This is a genomic window from Acuticoccus mangrovi (assembly GCF_016411865.1).
Classification (GTDB): Bacteria; Pseudomonadota; Alphaproteobacteria; order Rhizobiales; family Amorphaceae; genus Acuticoccus; species Acuticoccus mangrovi.
In genome coordinates, this window is record NZ_JAEKJA010000007.1 from 228,575 (window position 1) to 244,756 (window position 16,182).

Sequence of the window (16,182 nt, forward strand, 5' to 3'; positions counted from 1 at the left end):
GTGTGTGTGAGGTGACGGCAGACGGGCGCGGGGTCAACCCTTGGTCCGTGCGGGGCAGTCAGCCTCGTACCGCCCGGCTCGCCTCAGGGAACGATGCTGCGTCCGCCCGAGACCTCGATGATGGCGCCGACGGTGTAGGACGAGGCGTCCGACATCAGCCACATGATGGCCTCGGCGACCTCTTCCGGCGTGCCGGCGCGGCCGAGCGGCTGCTGCGGGCCGACGGTCGCCGGCCGGTCGGGCACGCCGACATTGCTGTGAAAGTCGGTGTCGATCACGCCGGGGCGGACGGCGTTGACGCGGATGCCGTCCTTCACCCACTCGAGGGCGAGGCCGACGGTGAAGGTGTCGATGGCCCCCTTGGTGGCGGAGTAGTCGACGAACTGGTCGTTGCCGCCGAGCTTCGCCGCCGAGGACGAGATGTTGATGATGGAGCCGCCCTTGCCGCCGAAGCGGGTGGCCATCCGCTTCACCGCCTCGCGGGCGACGATGATCGCGCCGGTGACGTTGAGGCGGACGATGCGGTCGACCCGGTCGAAGGAGAAGGTGGTGATGTCGCCCACCTGATCGCCGATGCCGGCGTTGTTGACGAGCGCGGTGAGCGAGCCGAAGCGGTCGACGGCCTCGTAGGTCGCCATGATACCGGCCTCGGTGGCGACGTCGCCGGCGACGATCTCGGCGCGGGCGCCGCTGCGGCGCACGTCCTCGGCGACGGCCTCGGCCGCGGCGGCGTTGGCGTTGTAGTTGATGAGCACGTCCCAGCCGCGGGCGCCGGCCATCCTGGCCGCCGCCGCGCCGATCCCGCGCGAGCCTCCGGTGATGAGGCAGACACCCTTCGTCACGATTACCCTCCGATCAGCGCCGCGAGCAGCACGACGAGGGCGAGCAAGGCGACGCCCCACACCAGCGGCCGCACGTGGCGGACATGAAACACGTAGGCCGGCACATAAAGCACGCGGGCGAGGACCCACACCGCCGCCGCCGTCTCCGTGACGGCGGAGCTGACCCCGGCCACGACGACGCCGATGGCGGCCGCGGCGAAGACCGGGAAGGTCTCCATGAGGTTGCGATGGGCTCGCTCGAGGCGCTGGCCACGGAGCGAGAGGCCGTCCGGCGTCGTGTCGCGTGCGCTCGAAGCCCACTTGACGCCGTAGGTCAGGAATTTGGGCGCCGCCGCCAGAAGGATCTGAGCGAGGACCAGAAGCCCTGCGAGGGCGACGCAGCGGAGTTCGACGGGCATGGCGTGTCTCCTTCCGGGGCGGCCGCTGGGGGCGGTGCGGCGTCGGCGGTGGTCGGGGCTGGGGTCTGGGTGGCGGCGGGTGGTGTGGTCTTGGCGGCGGGGCGGTGGGCTTGCCTCTCCTGGCGCTGGCGCCAACGGCGAACATGCCGAACATCGCCGATGATCACGCCATCGTCCATCACCTTGCGGTGGAGGACCGCATCCTCGGCGGCGAGAGGGGCGATGAGGTCGAGCACTTCGGGCGTGCCGAGCTTGTCGCGCGTCTCCGCCCGCTGCATGTTGAGATGCTTGGGCTTGAGCGCGCCGAGCGGCCTCACCGTCTCGTCGATGGCGTTGAGGAAATCGTCGAAGCGCTCGACGCAACCGATGAGATAGGGGCCGCGGCGAATGACGCGCTCCGCGGGAGCCGCCTTCGTGCGGCCCGTCAGCATGCGGCACTGGGCGCTCTTGGAGAACTCGGTGAAGGGGTGCGTCGGATCGGCGAGGGTCGCGGCGATGTCGCGATCGCTGTGCAGAGCGTTTTCGGGCCGACTGTCGACGTAGGCGAAATGGGAGAGGATCTGCTGGGTCGGCTCGCGCATCATCGACAGGAAGAGATGCGGCTTCTCCAGCGCCTGGAGCGCGGGGTGGCGGGCGCTGAAGTGGCCGCCGATCAGCGTGTAGCGCCGCAGCGCGGCCTCGCCCCCGTCGGCGAAGAGATCGGCGAGCGAGCCGGTCTCACCGTGCCAGAAGATGTTCTTCTTGCCGAGGAGCTGGTTCAGGAACTCCCGCATCGACGTGCCCGCCGTCTTCTGGATGTGCACGTAGATGAGGAGGGGCCGCTCGGCAGGGGGCGGGGGAGGCCGCTTCTGCGGCGTGCGAGGGAGCGGCGGCTCGGCCATGACCTAGTTCGGATAGGGGCAGCGCAGGGTGTGGCGCATCCTCTGGGCCCGGGCGAAGAACGGGCGGTCGAGCGTGATGATCGACTCGAGCGCGGCGTTGATCTCCGGCGTGATCTCCTCGCGCTCGACGGCTTCGAGGCCGGCGGCGTCCTTCAGCTTGTCGAAGGTGTTGAGGCGGGGGATCTCGTCGACGCTCGGAAAGCCGAGGATCGACAGGAGGAGGGGGACGTCCTCGTCCATCGTGTCGGCGAAGGCGACGAAGTTGAAGCGCTGCAGGTTGAGCATCGCCGTCTCGACCGCGTAATTCACGTTGCGCAGACGATAGCCCGCGCTCTGGCTGAGGTGAATGGGGCCGAGCAGCGAGCGGGTCAGCGTGTTGTTGATGTTGGCGACCACCTCGGGCCGATTGCTCTTGAGGAAGTCGAGCAGCCCCAGCTCGCGCGCCGCACGCGGCCCCTTGAGGTTGTCGCGCTCGATCACGTCCGGCCGGTGGGAGCGCCAGAAATAGTAGAGCGACAGGATGCGCTGATAGGGATCGCGCAGCACCGTGATGACGCGCTTCGGGCCGGGAATCGCGTCGACGCCGAACTTGGTGAAGTGGCCGGAGAAGAACTTGTAGCGCCGCAGGGTCTCGGCGTTCACCGTGGTGATGACGTCGCCGCGATGTGGGCAGATTTCGTCCGGCTTGAAGAAGTTCGACAGCAGGGCGTGAAGCGATGTTCCTGCACATTTGGGAAGGTGCAGGAACACAAGGCGTTCGTCTTTGGCGAGCAAAGGGGCAGCGTCCGGTACTTAGAGGTCGAGCAGAAGGCGCTGCGGATCCTCGATGGCTTCCTTCACCCGCACCAGGAAGGTCACCGCTTCCTTGCCGTCGACGATGCGGTGATCGTAGCTGAGGGCGAGGTACATCATCGGGCGGATCTTCACCTCACCGCCGATGGCGACGGGGCGCTGTTCGATGCGGTGCATGCCGAGAATGCCCGACTGCGGCGCGTTGAGGATGGGCGTCGACATCAGCGAGCCGTAGATGCCGCCGTTGGTGATGGTGAACGTGCCGCCCTGCATCTCGTCGAGCTTGAGCTGGCCGTCGCGGGCGCGCTTGCCGAAGTCCGCGATGGTCTTCTCGATGCCGGCGAAGGAGAGCTCGTCCGCGTCGCGCACCACGGGCACCACGAGGCCCTTGTCGGTGCCGACGGCGATGCCGAGGTGGTAGTAGTTCTTGTAGATCAGGTCGTCGCCGTCGATCTCGGCGTTGACGGCCGGCACGTCCTTCAGCGCCTGCACGCAGGCCTTGGAGAAGAAGGCCATGAAGCCGAGCTTCACGCCATGCTTCTTCTCGAACGTGTCCTTGTACTGCTTGCGCAGGTCCATCACGGCGCTCATGTCCACGTCGTTGAACGTGGTCAGCATGGCGGCGGTGTTCTGGGCGTCCTTCAGGCGGCGGGCGATGGTGCGGCGCAGGCGCGTCATCGTCACGCGCTCTTCGCGCTCCGCATCCCCGGTCGCCGAGGGCGCGCGCGGCGCCTTGGCGGGGGCGGGCGCCTCCTTGGCGGCGATGCCCTTCTCGATGGCGGCGAGCGCGTCGCCCTTCAGCACCTGACCGCGCTTGCCGGTGCCTTCCACCTGGTCGGCGGAGAGGCCGGCCTCGGTCAGCGCCTTCTGTGCGGACGGCGCGGGCGGCATGCCGGTGCCGCCGCTCTTCGCCGGAGCGGGGGCGGCGGCCTTCGCCGGCTCGGCCTTGGCCGCGGGCGCTGCACCACCGGCGATGGCGCCGATCAGGCCGCCGACCTCGACGGTGTCGCCTTCCTTGACCGCGAGGCTCGCGATGGTGCCGGCGACGGGCGCGGGAACCTCGACGCTGACCTTGTCGGTCTCGAGCTCGACGAGGGGCTCGTCGGCAGCGACGCTGTCGCCCTCCTTCTTGAGGATCTGCGAGACGGTCGCCTCGGTGACGGATTCGCCGAGCGCGGGCACGCGCACCTCGGTGGGAGCGGCGCCGGTCGAGCCGTTGGCGGCAGGGGCGGGCGCGGCTTCGGCGGGCGCAGCTTCGGCCGCCGCGGCGGGCTTTTCGGCCGGCTTGGCGGCGGCGGCGCCTTCGCCCTCGGCGATCTGGCCGAGCAGGGTGCCGACCTCCACCGTCTCACCGGCCTTGACGGTGATTTCGGACAGGGTGCCGGCTGCAGGGGCGGGGACCTCGACCGTTACCTTGTCGGTTTCGAGCTCCAGCAGGGGCTCGTCGGCGGTCACCGCATCCCCCTGCGACTTGAACCACTGCGAGATGGTCGCTTCGGTCACGGACTCGCCCAGATTGGGGACGCGGATGTCGGTCATGGCGCTCTATCGAAAAGGTTGCTGTCAGGTCGCGGTGGTGTGACTTGAGATTGAAGCGCGGCACCGTATCAACGGCGCCGCGCCGATTGCCTTGTGCACCCGTTCGCTTGCTCGTGGCAAGACGCCAAACACAACCGAACGGGGACGATCGCTCAGGCGAACGCCTGCTCGAGGAACGCCTCCATCTGCTGCTGGTGGCGCTTGGCGAGACCGGTGGCCGGCGAGGCGGCGGCCGGACGGCCGATGTAGCGCGGACGGTCGTTCTGCATCTTCGTCTGCTGCAGGCACCAGTCGAAGTAGGTCTGCACGAAGGTCCAGCCGCCCATGTTGGCCGGCTCTTCCTGGCACCAGGCGAGCTCGGCATTCGGGAAGCGCTTCAACTCGCCGATGATGGTCTTCGCGGGGAACGGGTAGAGCTGTTCCAGGCGCAGCAGGTAGACGTCGTCGACACCGGCCGCCTCGCGCGCCTCGATGAGGTCGTAGTAGACCTTGCCGGAGCAGACAACGACGCGGCGGATCTTGTCGTCGGCGGCGAGCTTGAAGTCGCCGGCGCGGCCGAGCTGCGCGTCGTCGAGCAGCACGCGGTGGAAGGTCGACTGGGCGCCCATGTCCTCGAGGGTCGACACGCAGCGCTTGTGGCGCAGCAGCGACTTCGGCGTCATCAGGATGAGTGGCTTGCGCACCTCCCGCTTCAGCTGGCGGCGCAGGATGTGGAAGTAGTTCGCCGGGGTCGAGCAGTTGGCGACCTGCATGTTGTCCTCCGCGCAGAGCTGGAGGTAGCGCTCGAGGCGCGCCGAGGAGTGCTCCGGCCCCTGCCCCTCGTAGCCGTGCGGCAGCAGGCAGACGAGGCCCGTCATGCGCAGCCACTTGCGCTCGCCCGAGGAGATGAACTGGTCGAACACCACCTGGGCGCCGTTGGCGAAGTCGCCGAACTGGGCCTCCCAGCAGGTGAGCGCGTTCGGCTCGGCGAGGGAGTAGCCGTACTCGAAGCCGAGCACCGCCTCCTCGGAGAGCATCGAGTTGATGACCTCGTAGCGCGACTGATCGTCCGCGAGATGGTTGAGCGGGATGTAGCGCTCCTCGCTCTCCTGATCGTAGAGCACCGAGTGGCGCTGCGAGAAAGTGCCGCGCTCGACGTCCTGGCCGGAGAGGCGGACGGGGAAGCCGTCCTTGAGCAGCGAGCCGAAGGCGAGCGCTTCCGCCGTCGCCCAGTCGATGCCGGTGCCGGTCTCCATCGCCTTGCGGCGGTTGTCGAGGAAGCGCTGGATGGTGCGGTGGACGTGGAAGCCCTCCGGCACTGTCGTCAGCTTCTCGCCGATCTCCTTGAGGTCGGCGATGTCGACGCCGGTGGAGCCGCGGCGCGGCTCGTCGCTCTCGTTCGCCGGCTTGATCGCCTTCCAGCGGCCGTCGAGCCAGTCGGCCTTGTTGGGCAGGTAGGACTGCCCCGCCTCGAACTCGTCCTCGAGGTGCTTGCGCCAATCGGCCTTGCGCTGCTCGACCTCGTCGGTCGTCAGCTCGCCCTCGTCGACGAGGCGCTTGGCGTAGATCTCCAGCGCCGTCGGGTGCTGGCGGATGATCTTGTACATCTTCGGCTGGGTGAACGCCGGCTCGTCGCTCTCGTTGTGGCCGAAGCGGCGGTAGCAGAACATGTCGATGACCACGGGCTTGTGGAACATCTGACGGAATTCCGTCGCCACCTTCGCCGCGTACACCACCGCCTCCGGGTCGTCGCCGTTCACGTGGAAGATCGGCGCCTCGATCATCTTCGCGACGTCCGACGGGTAGGGCGAGGAGCGCGAGAAGTGCGGGTTGGTGGTGAAGCCGATCTGGTTGTTGACGATGACGTGGATCGACCCGCCGGTGCGATGGCCCTTGAGGCCGGAGAGGCCGAAGCACTCCGCCACCACGCCCTGGCCGGCGAAGGCCGCGTCGCCGTGAAGCAGCAGCGGCATCACCTGGGTGCGCTCGACGTCGTTCAGCTGGTCCTGCTTGGCGCGGACCTTGCCGAGCACCACGGGGTCGACGATCTCGAGGTGCGACGGGTTGGCCGTCAGCGACAGGTGCACGCTGTTGCCGTCGAACTCACGGTCGGACGAGGCGCCGAGGTGGTACTTCACGTCGCCGGAGCCTTCCACCTCGTCGGGCTTGAAGGAGCCGCCCTTGAACTCGTGGAAGATGGCGCGCAGCGGCTTGTGCATCACCTGGGCGAGCACGTTGAGGCGGCCGCGGTGGGCCATGCCGATGGCGATGTCCTTCACCCCGAGATTGCCGCCGCGCTTGATGATCTGCTCGAGCGCCGGGATCACCGACTCGCCGCCGTCGAGGCCGAAGCGCTTGGTGCCGGTGTACTTGACGCCGAGGAACTTCTCGAAGCCTTCCGCCTCGACGAGCTTGTTGAGGATCGCCCGCTTGCCCTCGTGGGTGAAGGCGACGCCCTTGTCGGGACCCTCGATGCGCTCCTGCAGCCAGCTCTTCTCCTGCGCGTCGGAGATGTGCATGAACTCCACGCCGAGGGTGGAGCAGTAGGTGCGCTGGAGGATCTCCAGCATCTGGCGCACGGTGGCGAACTCCAGACCCAGCATGTGGTCGATGAAGATCGGCCGGTCCATGTCGGCTTCGGTGAAGCCGTAGGCGGCGGGCGCGAGCTCCTGGTCGCGCATCCCGGTGATGCCGAGCGGGTCGAGCTTGGCGTGGTAGTGGCCGCGCATGCGGTAGGCGCGGATCATCATGATGGCGCGCACCGAATCCTGGGCGGCGCGTTGGATGTCGGCGGCGGAGAGATCGGCGCCGGTCGCTTGCGCCTTCTGCGCGACCTTCTCCTTCACGCGGGTCTCGATGGGGCGCCAGTCGCCGTCCATCGCGGAGACCAGCTCGCCGTTGAGCGGCACGGGCCAGTCCGTCCGCTGCCAGCGCGGCGCGCTCGCTTCGGCGATGACGGCGGTCCGGTCGTCCTTCAACTCGGCGAAGAAGGCCTGCCAGCCTGCGTCTACGCTGTTGGGATCGGCCTGATACTGGGCGTAGAGCTGCTCGAGATACTCGGCATTGCCGCCGTACAGGAAGGAGGAGTTGAGAAACGCGGTGTTCGCGTCCTGGCGAGCCATGGCAGACTGTCCGTGAGTTGTGCGCTACCCCTAATCTAGGGGGTTTGGGATGAAATCTGAACCGGCAACGTGCAACCCAGGTGCCAGGAAGCGGCGTAGCGCGGTCATGCGGCACCGAGGAGGGCGAGGGTGCGGGTGTCCCGCTCGCCGTCGAAGAAGCGATCGAGCGCCTGCGAAAACAGAGGCTCCTCGGGAAGAGTGCGCTCGAACAGGGTGAGCGAGGAGGCGAACTTGAGGTCGTCGGGCGGGCCGAAGAGGGCGCGTGCATCGTGCAAGCCCGAGGCGAGCGCGGCACGCGTCGCGGCAACGAGCCGCGGTCCGAGGACGGGGTCGGCGCGGTAGGCGGTCGCCTCCTCGAGCGAGCGGATGGCGTAGTGGCGGGCGGTCGGACTGGTGCCGAGACCGGCAAGCTGCGGAAAAATGAACCACATCCAGTGCGTGCGCTTGGCGCCGGCGGTGAGCTCGGCGCAGGCGCGCTCGAACACGCCCCGCTGCGCGTCGACGAAGCGGGCGAGGTCGAAGGGGTCGCTCATCGTCGGCCTCCGGGGCGCGCCGTGAACCGGACGCGCCGTCGCGGCGTTGGAATGGCGGGGCGGGCCGCCCGGCGGCTCCCGCCCCGACGCGCCACGGAGCAAGGAATGCCCAACACCACACACGCCGGCGCAGCACCTGCCGATGCGGCACATGCCGGCCAGGAGGAGCACTCGCTCGGCGACGTGCTCGACCGCCTCGGCACGGCCGGCGAGCGGGAGAAGGTCCACCTCAACGACGTGCTCGCTGCGTTCAAGGATCGCTCGAGCGGGGTCCTCATCACCATGCTGGGGCTCGTGGCGGCACTGCCCGTGATCGGCGCGGTGCCCGGAATTTCAATGGTCGTGAGCGTGCTCATCCTGGCGGTCATCGTGCATTCGCTGATCGGCGGCGGCACGCTGCGTCTGCCGGGAAAGGTGGGGCGTCTCGGGGTCGATCGCCAGAGCTTTCAGAACGGGCTCGAGACCGGCCGGCGCTGGACGCGGCCGGTGGATCGTCTCCTCGCCCGACGCCTGACGGTGCTGACCGAGGGCCGCCTCGCCCGCAGCCTCCTGAAGCTGATGACGGCGTGTCTCGCCGTCGTCATGTTCCCGCTGGAGCTCGTGCCCTGGGGGGTGACGGCGCCGGCGATCGGCATCGTCGCCTTCGGCCTGGCGCTGATCGCCCACGACGGCGTGTTCGCCCTCGTGGGCTACCTGATGGCGCTCGCGACGCTGGGGACGGTGCTCGCGATCTTCTGAGCGCCCGTCCATCGCCGCCTGGCGGGCGGCGGGCCCGCCTGCGACGCCATGGGGCGGGGTGTCAGCCCTTCAGCACCTTCACGAGCGTCTTGCCGAGCTGCGCCGGCGACGGCGACACCTTGATGCCGGCCGCCTCCATCGCCGCGATCTTGTCCTCGGCGCCGCCCTTGCCGCCGGAGATCACCGCGCCGGCGTGACCCATGGTGCGGCCCGGAGGGGCGGTGCGCCCGGCGATGAAGCCGACCATCGGCTTCTTGCGGCCCTTCTTCGCCTCGTCGGCGAGGAACTGGGCGGCGTCTTCCTCGGCCGAGCCGCCGATCTCGCCGATCATGATGATCGATTCCGTCTCGTCGTCGGCGAGGAACATCTCCAGCATGTCGATGAACTCGGTGCCCTTCACCGGGTCGCCGCCGATGCCGACCGCGGTCGACTGGCCGAGGCCCTCGGCGGTGGTCTGGAACACCGCCTCGTAGGTGAGGGTGCCCGAACGCGACACGATGCCCACCGACCCGTCGCGGAAGATCGAGCCCGGCATGATGCCGATCTTGCACTCGTTGGGGGTGAGGACGCCGGGGCAGTTGGGGCCGAGGAGACGCGAGTTGGACTTGTCGAGCTTGGCCTTCACCTTGACCATGTCCATCACCGGGATGCCCTCGGTGATGCAGACGATGAGCGGGATCTCCGCCTCGATCGCCTCGATGATGGCGGCGCCGGCGCCCGCGGGCGGCACGTAGACGACGCTGGCGGTGGCGCCAGTCGCCTCCTTCGCCTCGCCCACGGTGGCGAAGATCGGCAGCGGCTTCGCCGTGCCGTTGGCGCCCGTCCAGGTTTCGCCGCCCTTCTTGGGGTGGACGCCGGCGACCATCTGCGTGCCGTGATAGGCGAGCGCCTGCTCCGTGTGGAAGGTGCCGGTGCGGCCCGTCAGCCCTTGGACGATGACCTTGGTATCTTTGTCGACGAGGATGGACATTGCGAAATCTCTTCAGGCTGCGGGAGGTTTGGTGAGCCGCGACCCTTCGCTAGTCGAAAGGTGCGCCGAGCTCAACCGCGCGGAGGCGAGGGGGACGCGCCCCGGAAGGCGGGACGCGGGTGAGGAAGAGGCGGTGAACGGCGGCATCGGAGCGCTCATCACGGTGTGACCGAACGCTGATGGATCACGACGGTGCCCGCCAGCTTGTCGTGCCAGCCTTGCTTGCGCCGGTCGAACGCGATCCAGATGAAGCCGAGCATGAAGAAGAAGGCGGAGATGAAATAGGCGCAGTAGCGGCCGACGCCCTGCCACATCGTGACATAGCGGCCGTCGTCGGCGCGCAGCACCTTGAGGTTCATGACCATCTTGCCCGGTGTCGCCGCCCACCGGACCCAGAAGAACACGGTGAGGATGAGCGGCAGGAGAGTGCCGATCCAGAAATTGTCCGGCACCTCCACGAGGGTGGGGCCGGCGGGGAAGATCCGGTCCTCGCCGTAGACCGCGATGCCGGCCGGCACCGAGATCGCCGAGAACAGGATGCCGTCGATGACGGCGGCGACGAGGCGGCGCCAGAAGCCGCCATATTCGACCTCGGCGACGGGATGGGTGAAGGCCATCACGCCCTCCCTCTGCCGTGCGTCCGAGCCGCCATCGCCGCCTCCCGTCCGATCAGCCCTTGACCGCCGCGACGATCTTCTGCGCGGCGTCGTCGAGATCGTCGGCGGAGGTGATGTCGAGGCCGGACTGGTCGAGGATCGCCTTGCCCTGCTCGACGTTGGTGCCCTCGAGGCGGACCACCAGCGGTACCTGGAGGCCGACTTCCTTCACCGCGGCGACCACGCCCTCGGCGATCACGTCGCAGCGCATGATGCCGCCGAAGATGTTGACGAGGATGCCCTTCACGTTCGGGTCGGCGGTGATGATCTTGAACGCCGCCGTCACCTTCTCCTTGGAGGCGCCGCCGCCGACGTCGAGGAAGTTGGCGGGCTCGGCGCCGTAGAGCTTGATGATGTCCATGGTGGCCATGGCGAGACCGGCGCCGTTCACCATGCAGCCGATGTTGCCGTCGAGCGCCACGTAGGCGAGGTCGTACTTCGACGCCTCGATCTCCTTGGAGTCCTCCTCGGTGAGGTCGCGCAGCTCCATCACGTCGGGGTGGCGGAAGAGGGCGTTGCCGTCGAACGACACCTTGGCGTCGAGCACGCGCAGGTGGCCGTTCTCCATCACGATGAGGGGGTTCACCTCGAGGAGGCTCATGTCCTTCTCGGTGAACGCCTGGTAGAGCTGGCGGGCGAGCGTCGGCATCTCGCCGGCGGCCGGCTCCTCGAGGCCGAGCGCCGCGACGAGCTTGGCGGCGTCGGCGTCGGTCACCCCGGCGGTCGGATCGATCGGCACGGTGATGATCTTCTCCGGCGTCTCCTCGGCGACCGCCTCGATGTCCATGCCGCCCTCGGTGGAGGCGACGAAGGCGACCTCGCCGACGGTGCGGTCGACGAGCAGCGACAAGTAGAGCTCGCGGGAGATGTCGGCGCCGTCCTCGATGTAGAGACGGTTCACCTGCTTGCCGGCGGGGCCGGTCTGCTTGGTGACGAGGGTGTTGCCGAGCATCTCCTTGGCGTTCGCCACCACCTCGTCGATGGTCTTCGCCAGGCGCACGCCGCCCTTGGCGTCGGGGCCGAGCTCCTTGAACTTGCCCTTGCCGCGGCCGCCGGCGTGGATCTGGCTCTTCACCACGTAGAGCGGGCCGGGCAGCGACTTCGCCGCCGCTTCGGCCTCGCCGGCCGAGGTGATGGCGACGCCCTGCGCGACGGGGGCACCGAAGCCCTTCAAAAGCTCTTTCGCCTGATGCTCGTGGATGTTCATGGGGTGCTCCGGTGGGTCAGCAGTTCTGCAGCGCCTGGTCAATGGCCTTCGCAGAGCCCGACAGGGACAGGGTGAAGGCGTCGCCCTCGCGCAAGGGAGGATCGAAATCGTAACTGAGCTTCGAGCCGCGGCGCATCGCGTCGATCAGCGCGTCGTTGCGGCCGACCGTGGCGGACGCCTGCCAGGCGGCGTCGAGCTCGTTGAAGGAAAGGGTCGCGTCGCGGACATAGTCCGTACCATCCACGTCGAAGCGGATGTCGGGGGTCTGTGCCGGCTCCTCCATGGCGTAGAGGGCCGGGCGCAGCATCACCCCGTCGTCGTGGCAGGCGACCTCGAAGCCGACGGCGTCGGATTCGGGAATGCCCCAACGGGCGTAGCCGCCCGCCTCGCCGAGGCCCGCGTACCAGTGCGGTTCCGGTTCCTCGGCGAGTGCCCCGCTCACGAAGAGCGAGGCCATGGCGATGATCGCCAGATTACGCAAGGCTCGCATCGATGTTGCGGCACGCTTCGAGTAGCCCGCGCACCGCGTTCACCGACGAGTCGAAGCCGTCCTTCTCGGTGCCCTGGAGCTCGATCTCGACGATCCGCTCCACGCCGCCCGCGCCGATCACCACCGGCACGCCGACGTAGAGATCGTCGATGCCGAACTGGCCGGACAGATGGGCGGCGGCCGGCAGGACGCGCTTCTTGTCCTTGAGGAAGGCCTCGGCCATCTGGATCGCCGCGGCCGCCGGGGCGTAGAAGGCGGAGCCGGTCTTCAGGAGGCCGACGATCTCGGCGCCGCCGTCACGGGTGCGCTGCACGATCTGGTCGAGCTTCTCCTGGGTGGTCCAGCCCATCTTCACGAGATCGGGCAGCGGGATGCCGCCGACCGTGGAGTAGCGGGTGAGCGGCACCATGGTGTCGCCGTGGCCGCCGAGCACGAAGGCCGACACGTCCTCGACGGAAACGTTGAACTCCTCGGCGAGGAAGGTGCGGAAGCGGGCCGAGTCGAGCACGCCGGCCATGCCGACGACCATGTTCTCCGGCAGGCCCGAGAACTTCTGCAGCGCCCACACCATCGCGTCGAGCGGGTTGGTGATGCAGATGACGAAGGCGTCGGGGGCGTGCGTCTTGATGCCCTCGCCGACCTGGCTCATGACCTTGAGATTGATGCCGAGAAGGTCGTCGCGGCTCATGCCGGGCTTGCGCGGCACGCCGGCGGTCACGATGACCACGTCGGCGCCGGCGATGCCGGCATATTCGTTGGTACCGGAGAGGGCGCAGTCGAAGCCGTCGATCGGCGAGGACTGCATGATGTCCAGGGACTTGCCCTGAGGAGTGCCCTCGGCGATGTCGAACATCACAACATCGCCCAGTTCTTTCAGACCCGCGAGGTGGGCGAGCGTGCCGCCGATCTGACCCGATCCGATAAGGGCGATTTTTGAGCGTGACATGGGTGTTCCGAGAGTTGTGCGAGTGCAGGGGCGGCCTAGCGCGATCGCCATCTTTGTTCAAGCTGCATTCGCGGGTTGGTCATGTGAGTGGCGAGGATTCCGCGTCGTGGAGGTAGGCCGAAGAGCGCATCTCATGCAGGCGCGAAGCTGTGCGGGCGAAGGCGAACGCCTCGTTCGCCGCACCCCCGTCGCCCGGGTCGAACAGATCGTCGGGTTCTCCCGCCGCCGTCACCACGAGGCGAACCCGTTGATCGTAAAGGACATCGATGAGGAGAATGAAGCGTCGCGTGGTCTCGCGCCGCGCCGGCGACAGCACCGGGATGTCCGACAGGAAGACGGTGTGGAAGCGGTGGGCGAGGGCGAGATAGTCGTTCGCCCCGAGCGCGGCCTCGCAGAGCTCGGCGAAGGTGAAGCGGGCGAGGCCGCCGGCGGCGCGGGGCACGCTCAACATGCGCGAAGCAACCTTGACGGTATCCGGCCCGTCCTCGCGGCCGCCGAGGATCTCGTCCCACAGCCGGTCGAAGCCGGCGTCGCCGGGGGCGAACCACACGCGGCGGCCTTCGAGCTGGTCGAGGCGGTAGTCGGTCGCCGAATCGAGCCGCACCACGTCGACGTTCTCGACGAGAAGTCGGATGAACGGCACGAAGAGCTGCCGGTTGAGCCCGTTCGCGTAGAGGTCGTTGGGCGCCACGTTGGAGGTGGCGACGAGCGTCACGCCGCGCTCGAAGATGCGGGTGAAGAGGCGCGACAGGATCATCGCGTCAGCGATGTCGATGACGGCGAACTCGTCGAAGCAGAGGACGCGGGCCTCGCGGGCGATGAGGTCGGCGGCCTCCTCGACCGGCTCGGCGGCGTGCTCGGCGCGCAGCCGGGCGATGCGGTCGTGCACGTCGGACATGAAGTCGTTGAAGTGGACGCGGCGCTTGGAGCGCAGCGGGACGGTCTCGTAGAAGAGGTCCATCAGCATCGTCTTGCCGCGGCCCACCTCGCCCCAGACATAGAGGCCCTTCACCGCGCGCGGCTTGCCGAAGCGCTTGCGCACGAAGCGGCTGAGGCGGCCCTCCGCGGGCTCGGCGAGGTCGGCGAGCACCCCGTCGAGGGCGCGGGCGACCGACACCTGCCCGGCATCGCGGGTGACCTCGCCGGCGGCGACGAGGCTGTCATATTTCTGCGTGACGGCCTCCGTCATCGCGCCGCCGCCTGACCGGCGTTCGCAGGCGCGGCATCGCCGTGTCGCCGCGGCAAGGCAGGAAACGGCACGCTGACGGGCATATGGGGGGCACCGGATCGGGTCACGAGAGGATCCGATACCGCGGGTGCGAAGCGTTGTCACGCCGTCAGCGCCGGAGGAGGGGGCCGGGGCGCCATGCCGGCGACTTCCCTCGGCCGCCCGCAGCGACTAACAGAAGTGCGTCAGAAGGAGGCGGCGATGGACTACGAGATGATCCTGACCGAGCGCGACGGTGCCGTGGGCATCGTGACGCTGAACCGGCCCAAGGCGCTGAACGCGCTGAGCACGCCGCTCGTCGACGAGGTGGTCGACGCGCTGCGCGCCTTCGACGCCGACCCCGGCATCGGCTGCATGGTGCTGACGGGCTCGGAGCGCGCCTTCGCCGCCGGCGCCGACATCAAGGAGATGAAGGACCTCAGCTTCGCCGATGCCTTCGGCGGCGACTTCATCTCCTCCTGGGACCGTATCGCCACGATGCGCAAGCCGGTGATCGCCGCGGTGGCGGGCTTCGCCCTCGGCGGCGGCTGCGAGGTGGCGATGATGTGCGACCTCATCATCGCCGCCGATACCGCGAAGTTCGGTCAGCCCGAGATCAATCTCGGCGTCATGCCGGGCGCCGGCGGCACCCAGCGCCTCACCCGCGCCGTCGGCAAGGCGAAGGCGATGGACCTCATCTTGACCGGCCGCATGATGGAGGCGGAGGAGGCCGAGCGCTGCGGCCTCGTCGCCCGGATCGTGCCCGCCGACCGCCTCCTCGAGGAGGCGAAGACCTTGGCGGCGACCATCGCGCGCCACTCCCTGCCGTCGCTGATGGCGGCGAAGGAGAGCGTCAACCGTGCCTACGAGACGACGCTGTCGGAGGGGGTTCACTTCGAGCGGCGCCTGTTCCATGCCCTGTTCGCCACCCATGACCAGAAAGAGGGCATGGCGGCGTTCGCGGAGAAGCGCAGCCCGGAGTTTCAGAACCGCTAAGACTTGACCAGGCGCCTCTTGTCCGCTAGGCGCGCCTGTCTAGATTCGGATGGGCCGCTGTCGGCCCCAACGGAAGAGTTCATGGCAAACACCAAGTCCGCCCAGAAGATGGTCCGCAAGCTGAAGAAGCGGACCGACATCAACACGGCGCGCCGCTCGCGCATGCGCACCTTCATCCGCAAGGTCGAGGAGGCGATCACCTCCGGCGACGCCACGGCCGCGCGCGACGCGCTGAAGGTGGCGCAGCCCGAGATCATGCGTGCCGCGTCGAAGGGCATCATTCACAAGAACACCGCCTCGCGGAAGGTCTCCCGCCTCGCGAGCCGCGTGAAGGCGATCGCCTGAGGCGATCGGCGGCCGATTCGCGCTGAGGCCACCTGCGGCCCCGCGATCGGCATCCCGACCGAAGAACGAGCCAGCCGTGCCGCGCCGACAGCGCGAGCGCGGCTTTTGGCGTCGGCACGACCACCATCGACCGCTTAACAATGCTTCATGAATCTTTCGCCGAGTTCATTTGACCCTCGGCCTGGCAGCGCCTCTGATGGGCCTGCGCTAGGAGCGGGCGGCTGCCTCAAATCGGTGAGGATCAAAAGCCGCAAATGGGAGTTTTCCACGCTCTCCTTTCTCTGTGACACGACGCTGATGAGGACGTCGTGAGAATTCAAAAGGTTGCGGTTTTCGACAGAATTTTCTTACAAAAATGATTTATATTTCCGGGGGTTAGTTTGAAAACAGCTTGTTAGCCGGCTCGCTCGCGTCTTAAGGAAATGTCAACCTTTGCCGGCGCAAAAATTAAATTCCCTGCGCCCTCCTTTTCCTGCCCCTGTGCGAACCCTCTAAATTGCTTGGGTTTTTTCTTCACCTGCCGTCTAAAACGTCACGGAAA

16 protein-coding genes are annotated in these 16,182 nt (G+C 68.0%); 3 read left to right on the forward strand and 13 right to left on the reverse strand.

What is annotated here, in order from left to right; translation table 11 throughout:
* Positions 1-83: 83 nt before the first annotated feature.
* The 7 genes from JCR33_RS10265 to JCR33_RS10295 all read right to left on the reverse strand — a co-directional run bounded on the left by JCR33_RS10265 (position 84) and on the right by JCR33_RS10295 (position 8,086).
* Entirely contained in the window at positions 84-845 is a 762-nt protein-coding gene (locus tag JCR33_RS10265; RefSeq protein ID WP_332461166.1) for an SDR family oxidoreductase, read from the reverse strand.
* Positions 845-1,240 (reverse strand): MAPEG family protein, encoded by a 396-nt coding sequence (locus JCR33_RS10270; protein WP_198881958.1) that lies wholly within the window; start codon positions 1,238-1,240, stop codon positions 845-847. Before JCR33_RS10270 ends, JCR33_RS10265 begins: the two co-directional genes overlap by 1 nt.
* Entirely contained in the window at positions 1,156-2,121 is a 966-nt protein-coding gene (locus JCR33_RS10275) for a hypothetical protein (protein WP_198881959.1), read from the reverse strand. The genes JCR33_RS10270 and JCR33_RS10275 overlap by 85 nt, the downstream gene beginning before the upstream one ends.
* Before the next feature lie 3 nt (positions 2,122-2,124).
* Complete coding sequence (locus JCR33_RS10280) at positions 2,125-2,895, reverse strand: sulfotransferase family 2 domain-containing protein (RefSeq protein ID WP_198881960.1); 771 nt, start codon at positions 2,893-2,895, stop codon at positions 2,125-2,127.
* A gap of 18 nt (positions 2,896-2,913) precedes the next feature.
* Positions 2,914-4,452 (reverse strand): 2-oxoglutarate dehydrogenase complex dihydrolipoyllysine-residue succinyltransferase, encoded by a 1,539-nt coding sequence (gene odhB, locus JCR33_RS10285; protein ID WP_198881961.1) that lies wholly within the window; start codon positions 4,450-4,452, stop codon positions 2,914-2,916.
* A 152-nt stretch (positions 4,453-4,604) separates the two neighbouring features.
* Positions 4,605-7,553 (reverse strand): 2-oxoglutarate dehydrogenase E1 component, encoded by a 2,949-nt coding sequence (locus JCR33_RS10290; protein ID WP_198881962.1) that lies wholly within the window; start codon positions 7,551-7,553, stop codon positions 4,605-4,607.
* 104 nt (positions 7,554-7,657) lie between these two features.
* Entirely contained in the window at positions 7,658-8,086 is a 429-nt protein-coding gene (locus JCR33_RS10295; protein ID WP_198881963.1) for a DUF1810 domain-containing protein, read from the reverse strand.
* Positions 8,087-8,191: 105 nt separating this feature from the next.
* Here JCR33_RS10295 and JCR33_RS10300 point away from each other — a divergent pair, with 105 nt between their 5' ends.
* Complete coding sequence (locus JCR33_RS10300) at positions 8,192-8,824, forward strand: exopolysaccharide biosynthesis protein (protein ID WP_198881964.1); 633 nt, start codon at positions 8,192-8,194, stop codon at positions 8,822-8,824.
* A 61-nt stretch (positions 8,825-8,885) separates the two neighbouring features.
* Here the strand turns inward: JCR33_RS10300 and sucD are convergent, their stop codons facing one another.
* The 6 genes from sucD to zapE form a co-directional block, all read right to left on the reverse strand.
* Positions 8,886-9,794, reverse strand: a complete 909-nt coding sequence (gene sucD, locus JCR33_RS10305; protein ID WP_198881965.1) for a succinate--CoA ligase subunit alpha — start codon at positions 9,792-9,794, stop codon at positions 8,886-8,888.
* Between the two features lie 158 nt (positions 9,795-9,952).
* Entirely contained in the window at positions 9,953-10,411 is a 459-nt protein-coding gene (locus tag JCR33_RS10310) for an RDD family protein (protein ID WP_198881966.1), read from the reverse strand.
* A gap of 52 nt (positions 10,412-10,463) precedes the next feature.
* Positions 10,464-11,657, reverse strand: a complete 1,194-nt coding sequence (sucC, locus tag JCR33_RS10315) for an ADP-forming succinate--CoA ligase subunit beta (protein WP_198881967.1) — start codon at positions 11,655-11,657, stop codon at positions 10,464-10,466.
* Between the two features lie 16 nt (positions 11,658-11,673).
* Positions 11,674-12,138: an invasion associated locus B family protein gene (locus JCR33_RS10320; protein WP_198881968.1), complete on the reverse strand. Its 465-nt coding sequence runs from the start codon at positions 12,136-12,138 to the stop codon at positions 11,674-11,676.
* Positions 12,131-13,093 (reverse strand): malate dehydrogenase, encoded by a 963-nt coding sequence (mdh, locus tag JCR33_RS10325; protein ID WP_198881969.1) that lies wholly within the window; start codon positions 13,091-13,093, stop codon positions 12,131-12,133. The genes JCR33_RS10320 and mdh overlap by 8 nt, the downstream gene beginning before the upstream one ends.
* A 79-nt stretch (positions 13,094-13,172) precedes the next feature.
* Positions 13,173-14,282 (reverse strand): cell division protein ZapE, encoded by a 1,110-nt coding sequence (gene zapE, locus JCR33_RS10330; RefSeq protein ID WP_198881970.1) that lies wholly within the window; start codon positions 14,280-14,282, stop codon positions 13,173-13,175.
* Positions 14,283-14,522: 240 nt separating this feature from the next.
* On the opposite strand from zapE, the gene JCR33_RS10335 reads away from it, so the two are divergent.
* Together JCR33_RS10335 and rpsT are read left to right on the forward strand one after the other, a co-directional pair.
* Entirely contained in the window at positions 14,523-15,296 is a 774-nt protein-coding gene (locus tag JCR33_RS10335) for an enoyl-CoA hydratase (protein ID WP_198881971.1), read from the forward strand.
* Between the two features lie 81 nt (positions 15,297-15,377).
* The gene (rpsT, locus tag JCR33_RS10340) at positions 15,378-15,641 is read left to right on the forward strand and encodes a 30S ribosomal protein S20 (RefSeq protein ID WP_198881972.1); all 264 of its coding nucleotides are present in this window, start codon (positions 15,378-15,380) and stop codon (positions 15,639-15,641) included.
* Positions 15,642-16,182: the final 541 nt, after the last annotated feature.

Coding starts and splice junctions, on each gene's coding strand:
- JCR33_RS10270 (WP_198881958.1), bottom strand. CDS start 1,240: ATGCCCGTCGAACTCCGCTGCGTCGCCCTCGCAGGGCTTCTGGTCCTC.
- JCR33_RS10275 (WP_198881959.1), bottom strand. CDS start 2,121: ATGGCCGAGCCGCCGCTCCCTCGCACGCCGCAGAAGCGGCCTCCCCCG.
- odhB (WP_198881961.1), bottom strand. CDS start 4,452: ATGACCGACATCCGCGTCCCCAATCTGGGCGAGTCCGTGACCGAAGCG.
- JCR33_RS10290 (WP_198881962.1), bottom strand. CDS start 7,553: ATGGCTCGCCAGGACGCGAACACCGCGTTTCTCAACTCCTCCTTCCTG.
- JCR33_RS10295 (WP_198881963.1), bottom strand. CDS start 8,086: ATGAGCGACCCCTTCGACCTCGCCCGCTTCGTCGACGCGCAGCGGGGC.
- JCR33_RS10300 (WP_198881964.1), top strand. CDS start 8,192: ATGCCCAACACCACACACGCCGGCGCAGCACCTGCCGATGCGGCACAT.
- sucD (WP_198881965.1), bottom strand. CDS start 9,794: ATGTCCATCCTCGTCGACAAAGATACCAAGGTCATCGTCCAAGGGCTG.
- JCR33_RS10310 (WP_198881966.1), bottom strand. CDS start 10,411: ATGGCCTTCACCCATCCCGTCGCCGAGGTCGAATATGGCGGCTTCTGG.
- sucC (WP_198881967.1), bottom strand. CDS start 11,657: ATGAACATCCACGAGCATCAGGCGAAAGAGCTTTTGAAGGGCTTCGGT.
- mdh (WP_198881969.1), bottom strand. CDS start 13,093: ATGTCACGCTCAAAAATCGCCCTTATCGGATCGGGTCAGATCGGCGGC.
- zapE (WP_198881970.1), bottom strand. CDS start 14,282: ATGACGGAGGCCGTCACGCAGAAATATGACAGCCTCGTCGCCGCCGGC.
- JCR33_RS10335 (WP_198881971.1), top strand. CDS start 14,523: ATGGACTACGAGATGATCCTGACCGAGCGCGACGGTGCCGTGGGCATC.
- rpsT (WP_198881972.1), top strand. CDS start 15,378: ATGGCAAACACCAAGTCCGCCCAGAAGATGGTCCGCAAGCTGAAGAAG.